Annotated in this window: 15 protein-coding genes; 7 read left to right on the top strand and 8 right to left on the bottom strand. The window is 68.9% G+C overall.

Features of this window, described 5'->3' with window-relative positions; all coding sequences use genetic code 11:
* Positions 1 to 3: 3 nt before the first annotated feature.
* Positions 4 to 867: a deoxyribonuclease I gene (locus F8M74_RS08600; RefSeq protein ID WP_141253222.1), complete on the bottom strand. Its 864-nt coding sequence runs from the start codon at positions 865 to 867 to the stop codon at positions 4 to 6.
* 311 nt (positions 868 to 1,178) lie between these two features.
* On the opposite strand from F8M74_RS08600, the gene F8M74_RS08595 reads away from it, so the two are divergent.
* The 5 genes from F8M74_RS08595 (at position 1,179) to F8M74_RS08575 (ending at position 4,840) form a co-directional block, all read left to right on the top strand.
* Positions 1,179 to 1,502: a hypothetical protein gene (locus F8M74_RS08595; protein ID WP_228559195.1), complete on the top strand. Its 324-nt coding sequence runs from the start codon at positions 1,179 to 1,181 to the stop codon at positions 1,500 to 1,502.
* Positions 1,503 to 1,547: 45 nt separating this feature from the next.
* Positions 1,548 to 2,153 carry a hypothetical protein gene (locus F8M74_RS08590; protein ID WP_163884354.1) on the top strand — a complete coding sequence of 202 codons (606 nt, stop codon included), beginning with the start codon at positions 1,548 to 1,550 and terminating at the stop codon, positions 2,151 to 2,153.
* 134 nt (positions 2,154 to 2,287) lie between these two features.
* Positions 2,288 to 2,923 carry a hypothetical protein gene (locus F8M74_RS08585; RefSeq protein ID WP_141253224.1) on the top strand — a complete coding sequence of 212 codons (636 nt, stop codon included), beginning with the start codon at positions 2,288 to 2,290 and terminating at the stop codon, positions 2,921 to 2,923.
* 118 nt (positions 2,924 to 3,041) lie between these two features.
* Positions 3,042 to 3,743 carry a hypothetical protein gene (locus F8M74_RS08580; RefSeq protein WP_228559193.1) on the top strand — a complete coding sequence of 234 codons (702 nt, stop codon included), beginning with the start codon at positions 3,042 to 3,044 and terminating at the stop codon, positions 3,741 to 3,743.
* A 113-nt stretch (positions 3,744 to 3,856) separates the two neighbouring features.
* Positions 3,857 to 4,840, top strand: a complete 984-nt coding sequence (locus tag F8M74_RS08575; protein ID WP_141253225.1) for an Ig-like domain-containing protein — start codon at positions 3,857 to 3,859, stop codon at positions 4,838 to 4,840.
* Between the two features lies 1 nt (position 4,841).
* Here F8M74_RS08575 and F8M74_RS08570 read toward each other — a convergent pair whose 3' ends face one another.
* Positions 4,842 to 6,161: an MFS transporter gene (locus F8M74_RS08570; protein ID WP_141253226.1), complete on the bottom strand. Its 1,320-nt coding sequence runs from the start codon at positions 6,159 to 6,161 to the stop codon at positions 4,842 to 4,844.
* A gap of 43 nt (positions 6,162 to 6,204) precedes the next feature.
* Positions 6,205 to 6,792, bottom strand: coding sequence for a Crp/Fnr family transcriptional regulator (locus tag F8M74_RS08565; RefSeq protein ID WP_141253227.1), 588 nt, complete (start codon positions 6,790 to 6,792; stop codon positions 6,205 to 6,207).
* 65 nt (positions 6,793 to 6,857) lie between these two features.
* Between F8M74_RS08565 and F8M74_RS08560 the strand changes: the two genes are divergently transcribed.
* Positions 6,858 to 8,105, top strand: coding sequence for a sterol desaturase family protein (locus tag F8M74_RS08560; RefSeq protein ID WP_141253228.1), 1,248 nt, complete (start codon positions 6,858 to 6,860; stop codon positions 8,103 to 8,105).
* 7 nt (positions 8,106 to 8,112) lie between these two features.
* Here F8M74_RS08560 and F8M74_RS08555 read toward each other — a convergent pair whose 3' ends face one another.
* On the bottom strand, positions 8,113 to 8,952 hold the full coding sequence (locus F8M74_RS08555) for a hypothetical protein (protein ID WP_141253229.1): 840 nt from the start codon (positions 8,950 to 8,952) through the stop codon (positions 8,113 to 8,115).
* Positions 8,949 to 11,375: a TonB family protein gene (locus tag F8M74_RS08550; RefSeq protein ID WP_171410191.1), complete on the bottom strand. Its 2,427-nt coding sequence runs from the start codon at positions 11,373 to 11,375 to the stop codon at positions 8,949 to 8,951. Before F8M74_RS08550 ends, F8M74_RS08555 begins: the two co-directional genes overlap by 4 nt.
* Positions 11,376 to 11,506: 131 nt before the next feature.
* Here F8M74_RS08550 and F8M74_RS08545 point away from each other — a divergent pair, with 131 nt between their 5' ends.
* A complete protein-coding gene (locus F8M74_RS08545) occupies positions 11,507 to 12,394 on the top strand; it encodes a hypothetical protein (protein ID WP_141253231.1) in 888 nt (295 codons plus the stop codon).
* Positions 12,395 to 12,401: 7 nt separating this feature from the next.
* Here F8M74_RS08545 and F8M74_RS08540 read toward each other — a convergent pair whose 3' ends face one another.
* The 3 genes from F8M74_RS08540 to F8M74_RS08530 form a co-directional block, all read right to left on the bottom strand.
* A complete protein-coding gene (locus tag F8M74_RS08540; RefSeq protein ID WP_141253232.1) occupies positions 12,402 to 13,637 on the bottom strand; it encodes a hybrid sensor histidine kinase/response regulator in 1,236 nt (411 codons plus the stop codon).
* A 194-nt stretch (positions 13,638 to 13,831) separates the two neighbouring features.
* The gene (trxA, locus tag F8M74_RS08535; protein ID WP_140868686.1) at positions 13,832 to 14,209 is read right to left on the bottom strand and encodes a thioredoxin; all 378 of its coding nucleotides are present in this window, start codon (positions 14,207 to 14,209) and stop codon (positions 13,832 to 13,834) included.
* A gap of 13 nt (positions 14,210 to 14,222) precedes the next feature.
* A complete protein-coding gene (locus F8M74_RS08530) occupies positions 14,223 to 14,546 on the bottom strand; it encodes an FKBP-type peptidyl-prolyl cis-trans isomerase (RefSeq protein ID WP_011556774.1) in 324 nt (107 codons plus the stop codon).
* Positions 14,547 to 14,626 lie beyond the last annotated feature (80 nt).

The following is a 14,626-nucleotide window of genomic DNA, read 5'->3' as shown; positions in this document are numbered from 1 at the left end:
GTCTCAATCCGTATCGCTGGTGGAATACAGCGTCAGGTAGATGGGCGCGTGGTCCGCCAGGCGGGTGACGAAATCCCGCGTGTCCCCGATGTAGTCGCGCCCCGCCGCGGAGAACTCCGTCACGTATTCGGGCTGCATCCAGAAGTGGTCATAGGCATTCACGTAGCCACCACTGAGGTTGATGGTGGTTGCCACGTTCAGCTTGCAGGTCACCGTGGGAGACAGCGCCACCAGGTTCGCCCAGGACGCCGTCGTGCACGCCATGTTGTGGTCCCCCACCAGGATGACGTCCTGGTCGGTGCGGCTGGCGTCCTGCACTGACTTGAACACCGCGCCAATCTGTTTCACCTCGGCGTCGCGGTCGGAGGGATTGCCCCAGACGGTGTGCCAGTTGATGAACGTGTAGTCCGCGCCCGTGGGCGTGTGCCGAACGCGGACGATTTGCGGCTCGCGCTCGAACGTGTCGCCGGTGTCCTCATAAACACTGGATGACAGCAGTGACACCGCGTCCTCCCGATACAGCACCGCGTAGATTTCCTTGTACGACGAGCGCCCGATGAGCGGCGTCTGCGCATAGCGCCACTTCACGCCGGAGACAGCGTTGAGCTCCGCCACGATGGCCGGAACCACGCTGGTATTCATCACCTCTTGCAGGAACACCAGGTCACAGCCGTTGTTGGAATTGCTGTTCGCGCCGTACTGCCGCCAGATCTGCTCCGCGTCCTCGCGGTACGTCTGCTCCGCGGTCCACCCCTCGTGACGCAGGTTCCAGCTGACGACGCGCAGATACGAGCCCGCCTGGGCCCATGTGGGAACAGCCAGGACGACCAGCACCACCACGCGCAACAAGAAGGACGGAAATCCCATGGAGTGACCTCTGCGTGAGAGGGGCGGCCATGCGGGGCGGCCGCACGCGCGGACCGAGCGCGTGCAACGGTCCTAGTGGATGAGGTTGGTGACCGGCAACCAACTTTCCTGAAACACAAGAAATACGGGTCTCGCAAGACCCACCCCACGGCGCGATTCACCCTCCGCGCACGTCCCCGCCACCGCTCCACCCATCAAATGAAACTTGATTGCATGTGAATCACAGTGTCACATTGTCGCGGGCGTTCCTGGAATGGGGACCTGGCGGGGACGGCAGCGCTCTGTCCTGCCGCGAAGGAGGGCGCGTCATCGTGAGCCGACTCATCTGGAGCATGGGATTCGCGGGACTGGCGCTGGCCTGCGCCGTCGCGGCCTGGCTTCACCGGCCGGTGGAGCTTCCGTCCCAGACCGCGGAGCCCAAGGCATCCACCTCGCTCGCCCAGGCCCCCACAGCGCGGCCGTGCTCCGTCGCGCGCGTCACCTTTCCGGACAGCGACTCATTCCAGGAGTCCTTCCGCCGCACCGCCGACCTGCGGCTCGGCGAGGGCACCACGCACATGCAGCTGCCCCCCGAGCGCCGGGCCTCGGGCGAGGTCGTGGCCGCGTGGCTCGTCCTGCGTCCCGCCACGCCCTGAACACACCCCTGTCACCCCGCAGTACCCCTCCAAGGAGCAACCACCATGAAGCTGGAGTTCCCCTTCAAGCAGTCCCTGCTCGCCACCAGCGTGGCCGTCCTGATCGCTGGCTGTGGCACCTCCGTCGAGGAGGAGTCCCTCGTGGCTCCCGAGGCCGCCGCGCTGGAGAGTAGCGAGGACGCCCTGTTCAGCATGCTCCCCGCCTGCGAGGAGCCCGAGGAGTTGGAGCACGTCGTGGAGCACGCCTGCTACCACGCCGAATACGGCCCCTTCGAGCCCGTCATCGCCGCCGCCCTGGGCGCGCCCGTCCTGGTGGATGTCAGCCAGGCCCACACCGCCTACCAGGTCACCCTGCCGCAGCGCTCGCCGTTCAACTACGCCGGCCGCGTCTCGTTCCTCCCGGACGAGTCGGGTGAGTTCGCCTTCATCCTGTCGCGTCAGCGAGGCCTGCGCATCTTCGAGGCCGCCACCGGCACCGAGGTGACGCGCGAGTGCCGCTACACCGTCCCCACCGAGGTCTGCTCCAGCCTGAAGACGGCCTACCTCGCGGACCTCGAGGCCGACACCGAGTACTACCTGGAGTTCCGCTCCATCCTCCCCTCCAACGCCGCCTTCACCCTCATCATCGAGGAGGCGGGTCACCACCACTGACCTGACCCGCGGAGCGTCTTGAAGGCCCACGGTGGGAGCTTCCTCCTCCCGCCGTGGGCCTTCACCCGTGCGCACCCGAACATCAATTGTATCTTAATTGCATTTGAATCCAAGAAACATATAGGAAGCACCTCATGCGCCCGACCCTCCGAGTCCTCTTCCTGACCGCGTGTGCCGCGGCGGCCGTCGCCTGTGGTGGTGACGAAGACCCCGCCCCCGTCGAGCCCGGCGACCCATGCGAGCCCAACGGCCACATCCACCGGGAGCCCACGGGCGACTGGTGCCACTGCAATAAGGGCTACGTGGCCGCCGATGATGGCCTGGCCTGCGTGCCGGACCCGAACCACGTCCCTGGCGACGGCTTCGACTTCGGTGACGACGGCGAGCACGCCTGCTGGCACGTGACGAACGGTCCCTTCGTCACCGTCAACGCCACCACTACCCGTCATCCCCGCGTGGACGACTTTCACACCTACTACACGGTGAAGCTCCTCCCGGAGAACAGCCAGTACGTGGGGACGTTCAGCTACAAGTCCTTCGCCACCGGCAACTTCGTCGTCTACCTGAGCAGCCCGGACGTGCCCGTCACCCTCACCGAGACGGCCATCAGCACCACCGTGCCCCAAGCCGGCACCCAGGCCACCGGCGGCTTCTGCGACGGGCTGAAGCACATGGTCGGCTACGAACTGACGGACCGCGTCCAGTACACGCTCCAGCTCGGCCCCACGTCGCTGCCCGAACTCCACATGGTCATCGAGCACGTGCAGTAACGCATCCGGGCCGAACCGACCCCCCCGCATTATTGCAATCAAGTTGCGTTTGCATCATAAGTAAGGACTGCCGGTGATCGCGACTTGCGGAGCCCGGCTCACGAAAGGAAGCCTCATCATGAAGCTGACCCAGCGGACCCTTTGCAGTGCATTCCTCGGCCTGTCGCTGGCCGCCTGCGGCCCCATGGACGACACAAGGCAGGGCTTCACGTCGGAGCAGGAGCAGCCCCTGGAGGCCACCTGCGCCAGCGTGGACAACACGGCCATGACGACGCACGCGTGCGCCCATGCGTCCAACCCTGGCGACAACGTGAACGTGAATGGCGTCACCGGGGCGCCCGACATCAGCACCCAGCACAAGCACTACACCGTGACGCTGTCCGGCAGCGGCACGGGCAAGGTGACGTACATCCCCGTGGCCAGGGCCTCGGCGGGCTCCACCGTGGAGTCCGTCGCGTTCTACGCCACGCAGAACGTCACCATCGCCGCCGTGGACAAGAGCGTCACGCCCAACGTCACGCTGACCGCGCTGGTCAGCACCAACGGCATCACCGAGGGCACCTGCACGCTGCACCACGCACGGGTGTTCGACCTCACGGTCGGCCACACCTACGAGCTGAACATCACCGCGCCCACCACATCGGTCGGCATGGTGCCCGAGTACCTGCATGACAACCGCGGCCGCTACTACCGGGACGCGGACGGAGATGGCTACGGCGCCAACAGCCCGCTCTACCGCTTCGCGTGTGAGGCGCCCGCGGGCTACGTCACCCAACGCTTCGACTGCGACGACACCAACCCCGCCATCTTCAACTGCTAGCCCGTCACCCACGGGGTGACCTGGGCATCACCGCAGCCCCTCCACCGGGGCGCCCCGCTCACCTCGGGGGCGCTCCGGCCCTTCTCCCCGCCTCACCTCACCAAGGCCCTCCGATGCGAACCGCCGCCACCACCACCTTGCTCGCCACATGCGCCCTGCTGGCGCTGACCGGCTGTGACAATGACGACCCTGTCCGTCCGACGCCGGACGCGGGCACCCGTCCGGATGCGGGGACCGAACCCGATGCGGGCAGGCAGCCCGATGCCGGAACGCAGCCCGACGCGGGTTCGGTCCAGGGCCCCACGGTCATCGGCTCCACGCCCTCGGAGGGAGAGACGAACGTCCTGCCCGTGGAGCTGTTCAAGGCGAATGCGACGACCACCGGAGTGCGCAAGCTCGTCACGCTCACCTTCGACACGCCCATGGACACCTCGGCGGCGGAAGTCACGCTCGTCGACCGGACGACTCCGGCCAATGCCCCTCGCACGCTGCCGGGCACCTGGTCCGAGGACGGCCTGACGCTCTCGGTCGCCATCCCCCGGCCCGAATCCGACCTGCCGCCGCTGGAGGAGGAGACGGCGTACACCCTGGAGCTCGGCGCGCTGCGCGGCGCGGAAGGCCACGCGGTGGACACGTCGCATGCGGGACTCGGTGATGGGCGGCTGGACTTCACCACCGGCCGGCGCGACGGCACCACCGAACACGCCTGCGCCCACGCACTGCTGGAGAGCCCGGTGCCAGTCACCGCGAGCGCCTCCCCCACCATCTACCCCGCGACGGATACCTCCCACGAGTTCTACGGCCTGACGCTCCCCGCCAGCGGCACGTCCTTCCTGGGCTGCACGGAAGTCGTGTCAGGAGAGAGCCGGGACGAGCCCGTCATCCTGTACCTCAACCATCCCATCCCGGTGGCCGTGCATGACATGACGGAAGGCGAGGACGCTGTCGCCTCCGCGCTGGAGCCCGCCCGGCCCGTCTGCCTGCCCGTCATCACCCACACGTTGAAGTTCACCGCGCCCGGCGGCGACCGCTTCCTCCGGCTCACCTTCGGCCCGACGGAGCGTGAGACGTTCACCTTCGTCTTCGAACGCTACTGAGTCAGCTCTCGGTGGCGGGATGCAGCGCCGAGCCCCGCCCCGCGCGCAGCAGATGCAGCGCGATACCCACGCCCATGACACTCACCGCCGCCACGTAGTGCGCGGGCGCATGCGGCGACACCTTCATCATCAAGGTGACGACCAGGGGGGTGAGCCCGCCGAAGATGGCGTAGGCCATGTTGTATGAGAAGGAGAGCCCCGAGAAGCGCACCGGAGCGGGGAAGGCGCGCACGATGGCGGTGGGGACCACGCCCACCACGCCCACGCAGAAGCCCGCCAGCGCGGACAGCGGCACCAGCGCCTCCGGCGACGACGCCGCGCCCAGGTACAGCGCATACGTCGCCGAGAGCATCAGCGCGCAGCCCAGCCCCAGCGACAGCCCCACGCCCACCCGGTCCGCGAGCAGGCCATACGCCACGCAGCCGAACGTGAGGCTCAGCGTGGCCACGCTGCTGGCTACCAGCGCTTGCGTGGCCGTGATTGAGTGCAGGGTCTGCATCAACGTGGGCGTCATCAGGATGACCACTACGATGCCGGCGGTGAGCACCCAGGTGAGCAGCATGGACATCACCACGGTGCCACCGTGGCCTCGCAGCACGGCCTTGAGCGGCAGCTCCCGCACCAACGCCTTGCGCCGCCGCAGCTCCTCGAAGACGGGCGTCTCCGCCAGCCATCGGCGCAGGAACACCGCCAGGAAGCCGAACACGCCGCCGATGACGAAGGGCGCTCGCCAGCCGTAGGCATTCACCTGCTCGGGGCCCAGCAGCGAATTCACCGCCGTGGCCACCAACGAGCCCAACAGGATTCCGAACGTGAGGCCCGCGGTGAGCGTTCCGCACGCCAGCCCCACCCTGCGAGTGGGCACGTGCTCCGACACGAAGACCCAGGCCCCCGGGACTTCGCCGCCCACCGCCGCGCCCTGCACCGCGCGAAGCAGGAGCAGCGCCAGGGGCGCCGCGTAGCCCGCGGTCTCATAGGTGGGCAGCAGTCCAATCAGCAGCGTGGGCACCGACATCATGAACACGCTCAGCGTGAACATGCGCTTGCGGCCCGCCCGGTCTCCGAAGTGGGCCATGACGATGCCGCCCAGCGGGCGCGCCAGGTAGCCCGCGGCGAACAGTCCGAAGGCCTGCAGCTGTCGCAACCACTCCGGCGTATCGGGCGGGAAGAAGAGCTCGCCGATGACCTTGGTGAAGAAGACGAAGATGATGAAGTCGTAGAACTCCAGCGCACCACCCAGCGCCGCCAGCGTGAGCGTCCGGGCGTCTTCACGGGTCAATGGCCGCTGCGGAAGGTCCTGCGAGGCTGGGAGGGAGGACATGGCGGGTCGGTGTTCGATGAAACCATGGACCGCGCCGCCGCGCTCACTCCGCCCGCTTGCGGCGGCGTGACACGATGCGGCTCAAAGCGACCTCGGTAATGCCGAGGTAGGCCGCGACGTCCCGCTGAGGGACACGCCCGTGCAGGTGGGGATGTTCCTGCCAGAAGCGCTCCAGGCGCTCCTCCGCGGACAGGTCGAGGAACTCCTGCTCGCGGCGCTCCTTCAGGAGGTAGTGACGCTCCGCCACCCGCCGGGCGAGCTGGGCCCAGCTGGGATGGCCGGCCTCCAGCGATTGAAGGTCCTGCGCCTGGAATGCCAGCACGCGGCCCGGCTCCAGCGCCTCGATGGCCGTCATGGAGGGTTGGCCCTGCAGCATCTCCGCGTAGGCGCCAATGAACTCCCCCTCGGCGCGGAAGGCCTTGATGGACTCCTCGCCCCGAGCGGAGACACGCACCGCGCGGAAGACGCCTTGGAGCACCAGGCCGAAGCGGTCCGCGGAGTCGCCCGGCCGCAGGAAGAGCGCCCGCTTGTCCAGCGATTGCTCCCGCGCCAGCGCCTCCGCCTTCAGCCATTCGCTGGCGGGAAGCGGCGCGAGCGCGGCGATGTGCTCGAAGAGCTTCGGGTATCTCAAGCGGAAGGCACCTGGGCTTAACCCAGGTTAAGGCGGCCTTCCTCCGGGCGCCATACACCGGCGGCATGAGCATCAACGTCTACGCCGTGGCCACGCCCTTCGTCATCGTCCTGGCGCTGGGGGAATTCGCCTACTGCGTCATCCGGCGCAACGGGTACTACGCCTTCCAGGACTCCATCGCGAGCATGGGCACCGCGGTGCTCAACCAGTGCGTCAACGTGGCGGTGGCGCTGCTGGTGCTCCCGCTCTTCATCCAACTGGGGCAGTTCGCGCCCTGGCAACTGGGTGCGTCCTCGCCGCTGGAGCTGGTGGCGCTCTTCCTGGGCGTGGACTTCCTCTTCTACTGGTTCCATCGCTTCGGACACCGCACCAACATCGGCTGGGCCGCCCATTCGCCGCACCACTCCACCGAGGAACTCAACTACGCGGTGGCCCTGCGCGCGAGCGTGACGCAGCGCCTCTTCTCGTTCCTCTTCTACTGGCCGCTGGTGCTGGTGGGCTTCCCGCCCGAGGCCGTGCTGGCCATGGTGGCCTTCCACCTGGTGCTCCAGTTCATCCCCCACACGCGCGTCATCCCGAAGATGCCCCGGTGGATTGAATCCTGGCTCAACACGCCGTCGCACCACCGCGTCCACCACGCGCGCAATGACGTCTACATCGACAAGAACTACGCGGGCTTCCTCATCATCTGGGACAAGCTGTTCGGCACCTTCGAGGAGGAGAAGGAGGCGTGCTCCTACGGCCTCACCTCCCCGCCCAACACCTGGGACCCCACCGTCATCAACTTCCAGGCATGGGGGAAGCTGGTCAGCGACGCGGTGGCCACCAAGCGCCACTGGGACCGGCTGCGCATCTGGGTGATGCCCACCGGCTGGCGGCCCGCGGACCTGCCACCGCGCCCCTCTGTGGGCTGGCAAAAGGACGGCGTGGAGTTGAAGTTCCAGTCCACCGAGCTGCCCGGCGTCCGGGGCTACCTCGTGTTCCAGTTGCTGGCGGCGATGCCCTTCATGCTGCTGGTGAGCCACCACGCCTCGCCGCTGTCCGGCAGGCAGAAGCTGGTGCTCAGCCTGCTCTTCTGGGCCATGGCCACGGCGTGGAGCGGGCTGCTGGAGTCACGGCGCTGGAGCCTTCCGCTGGAGTTGGGGCGGGTGCTCGCCATGGGGGCGGCGGTGACGTGGTGGCTGATGCACGCCTCCGCGCCGCAGAGCTGGACCGCGTTGTGCGCGGCATGGATGGGCGTGTCGCTCGTCTGGCTGGTAGTGGTGCGCGGCGCCAGTCAGGGCACCACGCCCCTGCCGCAGGGCTCGCGCTGAACGCGCGTCAGGCGGGCTCCCACGTCCCGGCGAAGGCCGTGTAGCGGCGCACGTTGAGCGTCAGCGCCCGGTACACCTGCGTGTCGGGCGTCAGGTCCACCACCTCGCCGCCCTCGGGCACCGTCACGCGGTCGAAGTGCGCGCCCTCGAACCAGCGGTGGGGCTGCACCTCCACGACGAAGCGGCCTCCCTCGTCGAGCTCCGCCGCGATGGGCACGAAGTCCACGCGCTGCAGCTCGACGGGCGGCGGGAAGTCCAGGGCCACCCGGAACGGAACGTGCGTCTCCTGCCGGGAGGCGGTTCCTTCCAGAATCATCGACCGGCCTCCCAGCGCCGCGCCCTCCGCGCCCAGGGCCCGGGACGGCGGCTGGAGCAGCAGCGAGAAGGAGCGCGCCAGCCCGGCGATACCCGGCGAGCGCCCCAGCTCCCGCACCTCGCCCGCCTCCTCCAGCAGGTCGAACACCACCTCTCGGTCCCACTCGCCCAGCACCGTGCCGCCGGAGAAGAAGTGCCCGTCGTGGGCGTGCGCGGTGGGCAGCAACCACTGTCCCAGCCGTTGCAGGACGCGCGGCGCCGAGGCCGTGGGCTCCAGCGGCGAGGCATTCTCGAAGATGTAGATGGGGCCTAGCACCATCACCCCGGACGAAAGGCGGATGCGCCAACCCGTGTCGGTGGTGAACTCGCCGAGCGATTCCTCCCCGGGTGCCTTCGCGGTGCGTAGGCCCATGCGGAAAGTGACGCCGCGGCCTCCCGTGCCGGAGACGCCACACGCAGACGTGCCTCCCACGAGCGCGGTGCCCAACATCCACGTGAAGGCGCGGCGGGTGGTGTGCAGCGGGGACGTCATGGCGAGTCCTCCTGGAGGTCCAGGTGCAGGGTGAGCGTGCCCATGAAGGTGCGGGGCGCGCCCGCGGTGAAGTGACGGGTGGCCATCAGCGACGGGGGCGCCTCCGGGCCGCGGAAGTTGGACACGTAGTTGAACTCCGACTCGCGCCAGCGCGTGTCGAGCAGGTTCTCCACGGACAGGCCCACCTCCACCGCCTTCCACCGGGCCCGTGTGCCCACGTCGAACAGGAAGATGGGCGCGCTGTAGCGGTCCAACGGCAGGGGCCGGGGGCCGATGGCGCTGTGTCCCAGGGCCACGTTCCAGTCCACCTGCTGACCCGCGACGCGGGTGGTGCCTCGCAGCGACGCATCCACGCGGCCCAGCAGCTCCGGGATGTAGGGCATCACCGTCCCGTCCCACAGCTTCCACGCCGAGGCCCCGGGCACCGGCAGCGTGGCGCGCGCCCAGGCCAGCGAGGCCTGGATGTCCACACGGTCCTGCAGCGTCCCGCGCGCGCTGACGAAGGCGCCCAACCGCTGCGATGCGCCCACGGGCTGGTTGCGGCCCACCGTCTCGTCGAACACGAAGTCCTGCGACACGCGCGTGGCGAAGAAGGCGCCGCGTGCCTCCAGCGCCAGCGGCCCGTCCAGCCGCCAGCCCAGTCCCGTCTCGCCCGAGGCCACGCGGGCGTAGGGCGCCAGTTCCGCGTCGGACAGTGCGGCGGCGTCGCTGGAGCGCGCGCCCAGGCCCGCGCTGGTGAGCCAGGTGAGCCGGGGCGTCAGGCGAAGCTCGGCGGAGGCACGCGGACTGGCGAAGAAGCCGTAGGCCTCCAGGGACTCGTCGGGGAGGCGGGGACCATCGCGGTCCTCGGTGGGCCGGTTGTGGTCATCCACACCGAAGAGGAAGGTGTCCAGGCGCACGCCGCCACGCAGGGTGAGCCACGACACGGGGGCGACTCGCAACGAGGCGTAGGCCCCCAGGTTCGTGGTGCGCACCTGGTTGTCGAAGACGGTGGCGTAGGGCACACCGCCGCTGTCCCTCAGCCGGCGCGAGCGCGTGCGCACGTCGTCGTAGCGGGCCACGTAGCCGAGCTCCAGCGGCTGCGGCTGTCCCAACAGCGTCAGTCCCGGGGTGTAGCGGCCTCGCAGGCCCATGGTGGAGCCGCGGTAGTACCCTTCCGTGTTGTCACCGCGCTGGCTCCCTCCGTCCGGCGGGGTGGTGTCCAGCAGGAAGCCCGTGAAGTTGTCGCGGATGCGCGTCTGCCGCAGGATGACGTAGCCCTGCTGGACGAAGCGCCCGCCGCGCTTCAGCCGTGACTGGAGTTCAGCGGAGAGGATGTGGCGCTGCCCCGCGCCGCCCTGGTTGGGGCCGTAGGAGCAGAAGAACTGCGAGTCCGAATCTGGAGCGCACGGCATCCGGGAGTCCACCACGTCCGTCTCCCGCACCACGCCCGGCGATGCGAAGCGCGAGCCATAGCTGGTGCCGAACAGGCGCAGCCGTGACTCGTCGCCGACGCGCAGCTCCACCTGCGCCATGATGCCCGCGTTGGCGTAGGAGCGGTTGGGGCCGAAGCCGTGGCCCTGACGCAGCAGCAGTCCCACGAAGGTGGCCTCACTGGCCTCCGGCGGCCCCCAGAGCAGGGACAGCCGCCGCGCGGCGTAGCTGCCCGTGGAGAGGGACGCGGTCAGGCCGCGCCGCGCCAGCCCGAGCTGGTACTCCACCGTGCCCGCCACGCCGAAGTCGCCTTGGGATGGGTCATAGGGCCCCTCGGTGACGCGCAGGGACTCCACCAGCTCCGGGATGATGAAGTACGTGTCCGCGTAGCCGTGGCCATGCGCGTGGGACACCTCGTTGAGGGGAACGCCGTTGAGGCGCAACTCCACGTCCTTGCCCTCCCCCGCGTCGAAGCCTCGGATGTAGATGCTCTCCGCGTGGCCCTCGCCGCCGTGGTTGGCCAGCATGACGCCGGGCGCCAGCAACATCAGGTCCGACGCCGAGCGGCGCGGCACGTCCGCGAGCTGTCCCACCGGAATGTGGAAGTCGCCCACGGCGACCGGCAGCGGTGCCTGGGAGGCACCACGGACCGTGGTGGAGTAAGCCACGGGCTCGATGTGGTGGCCATGCACCGGCGGCACGAAGGTGACGGGCACATCCACCCGCACGTCGATGGCTTCTTCGCCGCGCCGTGCCGGCTGGAACCGCCAGCGCAGCGCGGCACTCATCGCGGCGCGATCAAACGCCACGCCAGCGGACTGCCGCACCTCCACCTGGGACACCTCGCCCTCGCGGTCGATGGTGAGCCGCAGCAGGACGGTGACGGGCACCTCGGGCGGAGGCACCTCCGTGGGCAGCACGGGCCCAGGCGCATCCAGCGGAACGGGTGGAGTCACAGGCAACTCGCCCGTGGCGCTCAGCACGCAGAGCACCAGAGTCGGAATCCACACGGGTGATGACCTCTCTCGGTTCCGGAGCAGCCCGCCCAGGGGCGGACTTTATGCATCCGGGTTGCATCCACACCCCAGATACACCACACCTCGATTGACTCGCAACCAAGTTGCAATTAACCATCTATTGCATGAACACGAAGCGGCGGCAGTCCCGGAAGTGGTGGTGCGCGGCCCTGGTGGCATGGGGCCTGGCGGGCACGGCCTGTGACAACGTGGCCACGGGCGACGTCCAGGTCACGATGAGCGGGGGTGATGGCACGCAGCGTGGACTCCCGGACACGCTCTTCCAGGATGGCTGGTCCATCCAGTTCACCCGCTACCTGGTGTCGCTGGGCGACATCACCCTCACCTCCGCTTCTGGCGAAACCCACAGCAGCAGCCGCCACGTGCTGGTGGACGTGCAGAAGGGCGACATCCCCCTGGTGGAATTGACGGGCGTTCCGGCGGGCCGCTGGGACGTGGGCTTCCGGGTGAGCCCGCCCGAAGCGCGCACCGAGCTGGCGGACGGGCAGGTCTCCGCGGAGGACCTCGCGATGATGCGCGAGCGCGGCTTCAGCTACTTCGTGGAAGGCCACGCGACGAAGCAGAACGAGCCCGTGCTGCGCTTCCGCATGGGCTTCCCCGTCAACGCGCTGATGAACAACTGCATCAACGGCGCGGACGGAACGCAGGGCATCATCGTCCCCGAGGGCTCCGTGGCCCGGCCCGAGGTCACCATCCACGCCGAGCACATGTTCTATGACAGGCTGGGCACGCACCGGGGCGTGCAGTTGCGCTTCGAAGCCATCGCCGCCACCGCGGGCGAGGACTACGTCATCACCCCCGAGGGGCTCGCCACGCAGGAGCTCACCGACCTCCGGGGCCGCGACGGCAACGAGCTGCGCGACGCCCAGGGCCAGCCCGTCATCTATCAGCCTGGCGCGTTCGACGTGCGCACGCTCCAGGAGTTCATCACCCAGAGCGTGGTGGATCAGGCCCACCTCAACGGCGGCGGCGTCTGCACCGTGGTGAAGTGACGGCGCGTCACGCCGTCATGGGCGCGGGGGAGGTCCCCGCGTCGCTCGCACTGCCGGCAGGCAACCGCGCGTCCGCCCGCCGGGGCAGGCAGAGCCGGAAGGTGGTGCCCTCGGCTTCCGAGGAACGGACCGTCAGCCGCCCCCGGTGCGCTTCCACGACGGCCCGGGCGATGTAGAGCCCCAGGCCCAGGCTGGAGCGGGCCCGCTCCCGCGAGTCCTCGCCCCGTTGGAAGGGCTCGAACAGGTGCGGCAGCAGCGAGCGAGGAATCGGCGCGCCCTCGTTGTGGACCTCCAGGAAGACGGCGTCCGGCTTCTCCCAGGTGGAGAGGCGGACGGCGGACGGCTCCGGGCTGTACTTCAAGGCGTTGTCCAGCAGGTTGGCCACCACCTGCTCCATGCGCTCCAGGTCCCAGACGCCGTGCAGGCTGTCGCGTGAGAAGTCGCACCGGATGATGCGGCCCGGCCGGGCCACCTGCATTTCGTCCGCCACCTCGCGGCACAGCTCGTTGAGGTCGCCCGCCCGAGGCACGACGGGGATGCCGCCCCCCAGCCGCGAGCGGGTGAAGTCCATGAGCAGGTCCACGATGTGCTGGATGCGCTCGCCGCTGCGCGCCACCCGCTCGAACGCCTTCTGCTGCGCCGGCTCCAACGCGCCACTGGCGAGCTGACTCTTCGCCGTCGTCAGCACGACAGAGAGGGGCGTGCGGATGTCGTGGCCGACGATGCCCATGAGCTGCTGCTCCAGCTCGGAGGCGCGCTGCGCCGCTTCCTCGGCCTGGCGCCGCTCCGCGAGCTCCACCGCCTGCCGCTTCACCTGCTCGCCGCGAAGATACAGCGCCACGAAGACCCGCACCTTGGAGCGCAGGATGTCCGGGTCCACGGGCTTGAGCAGGTAGTCCACCGCGCCCTGGGCGTAGCCCCGGGTGACGAAGGCCGCCTCGCGGCTCAACGCGGTGATGAAGAGGATGGGCAGGTAGCGCGTGCGCTCACGCGCCCGGATGAGGCGCGCCGTCTCCAGCCCATCCAGCCCTGGCATCTGCACGTCCATGAGGATGCAGGCGAACTCTCCTCGCAGCAGCTCGCGCAGCGCCTCCTCGCCGGAGCGGGCCAGCACCAGCTCCTGGCGAAGCGGCTCCAGGATGGCTTCCAGGGACAGCAGGTTGGCGGGCGTGTCGTCCACCAGGAGGATGCGCGCGCGCGGCGCGTCCTCACCCGGGGCGTCTCGAATAACGGAATGCGGCATCGAATCCAGGTGCGAGGCGGGAATACGCGGCCCCACTGGCCGACCCATCCGGGCCTGACCGATGCGAGCCACGCTCCGACAACACACCCCGGGGCCCTCACGTTCCAGGACCCCAGGTGCACGGGCCTGAAACGCAGCGGGTGGCCGGCGGCGAACATGCCACCGGCCCCCCACCCAGCACCTGGTAACAGCCGTCAGGCCTGCGACGGCTCACCGCGCTTGGCGGCGACTTCCTTGCGGACCTGCTCCATGTCCAGGGCCTTCACCTGCTTGAGCAGGTCCTCCAGCGCGGCGGCCGGCAGCGCTCCGGGCTGCTCGAACAGGAGAATCCCGTCACGAAACACCATGAGCGTGGGAATGGAGCGAATCTCGAACGCCCCGGACAGCTCCTGCTGGGCATCCGTATCAATCTTCCCGAAGACAATGTCCGGATGTTTGTTCGAGGTCTGCTCGAAGATGGGTGCGAAGGCACGGCAGGGGCCGCACCACGACGCCCACCAGTCCAGGATGACGATGCCCTCCTTGGACACCGTCTCCTTGAAGTTGTCCTTGGTGATTTCGACCGCCGCCATCAGGTCCTCGCTTTCAACGAACGTCCAGGAGCTCCACCTCGAAAAGCAGGGTGGAGTTGGGGGGAATAACGGGCGGGAACCCTCGCGCGCCATATCCCATCTCCGGCGGGATGGTGAGCTTGCGCACGCCGCCCACCTTCATACCGGCCACGCCCTTGTCCCAACCCTCGATGACCTGCCCGGCGCCCAGGCGGAACGTGAAGCCCTGGCCCCGGTCCCGGCTGCTATCGAACTTGGAGCCGCTGGTCAGCGTCCCCACGTAGTGCACGGTGACGGACTTGCCGGCCGTCGCCTCCGTGCCGGTGCCCACCTTCACGTCTTCCACATTCAAACCCATCCAACGCTCCTCTGACCGCGTGAAAGGACGGCACCTTAGCGCGACCTCGGCGCCCGTGCCCCCCTGGAAAACACAGCGGC

The organism is Myxococcus sp. CA023 (assembly GCF_010998615.1).
Taxonomy (GTDB): Bacteria; Myxococcota; Myxococcia; order Myxococcales; family Myxococcaceae; genus Myxococcus.
The sequence above is the reverse complement of the archived record's forward strand: the minus strand, read 5'-3'. Positions and strand labels throughout refer to the sequence as shown.

Bases quoted from the DNA above. Each gene is read 5' to 3' on its own strand.
- F8M74_RS08530 (WP_011556774.1), bottom strand. From the start codon at position 14,546: ATGGGTTTGAATGTGGAAGACGTGAAGGTGGGCACCGGCACGGAGGCG.
- trxA (WP_140868686.1), bottom strand. From the start codon at position 14,209: ATGGCGGCGGTCGAAATCACCAAGGACAACTTCAAGGAGACGGTGTCC.
- F8M74_RS08575 (WP_141253225.1), top strand. From the start codon at position 3,857: ATGCGAACCGCCGCCACCACCACCTTGCTCGCCACATGCGCCCTGCTG.
- F8M74_RS08560 (WP_141253228.1), top strand. From the start codon at position 6,858: ATGAGCATCAACGTCTACGCCGTGGCCACGCCCTTCGTCATCGTCCTG.
- F8M74_RS08545 (WP_141253231.1), top strand. From the start codon at position 11,507: ATGAACACGAAGCGGCGGCAGTCCCGGAAGTGGTGGTGCGCGGCCCTG.
- F8M74_RS08585 (WP_141253224.1), top strand. From the start codon at position 2,288: ATGCGCCCGACCCTCCGAGTCCTCTTCCTGACCGCGTGTGCCGCGGCG.
- F8M74_RS08600 (WP_141253222.1), bottom strand. From the start codon at position 867: ATGGGATTTCCGTCCTTCTTGTTGCGCGTGGTGGTGCTGGTCGTCCTG.
- F8M74_RS08590 (WP_163884354.1), top strand. From the start codon at position 1,548: ATGAAGCTGGAGTTCCCCTTCAAGCAGTCCCTGCTCGCCACCAGCGTG.
- F8M74_RS08570 (WP_141253226.1), bottom strand. From the start codon at position 6,161: ATGTCCTCCCTCCCAGCCTCGCAGGACCTTCCGCAGCGGCCATTGACC.
- F8M74_RS08540 (WP_141253232.1), bottom strand. From the start codon at position 13,637: ATGCCGCATTCCGTTATTCGAGACGCCCCGGGTGAGGACGCGCCGCGC.
- F8M74_RS08580 (WP_228559193.1), top strand. From the start codon at position 3,042: ATGAAGCTGACCCAGCGGACCCTTTGCAGTGCATTCCTCGGCCTGTCG.
- F8M74_RS08555 (WP_141253229.1), bottom strand. From the start codon at position 8,952: ATGACGTCCCCGCTGCACACCACCCGCCGCGCCTTCACGTGGATGTTG.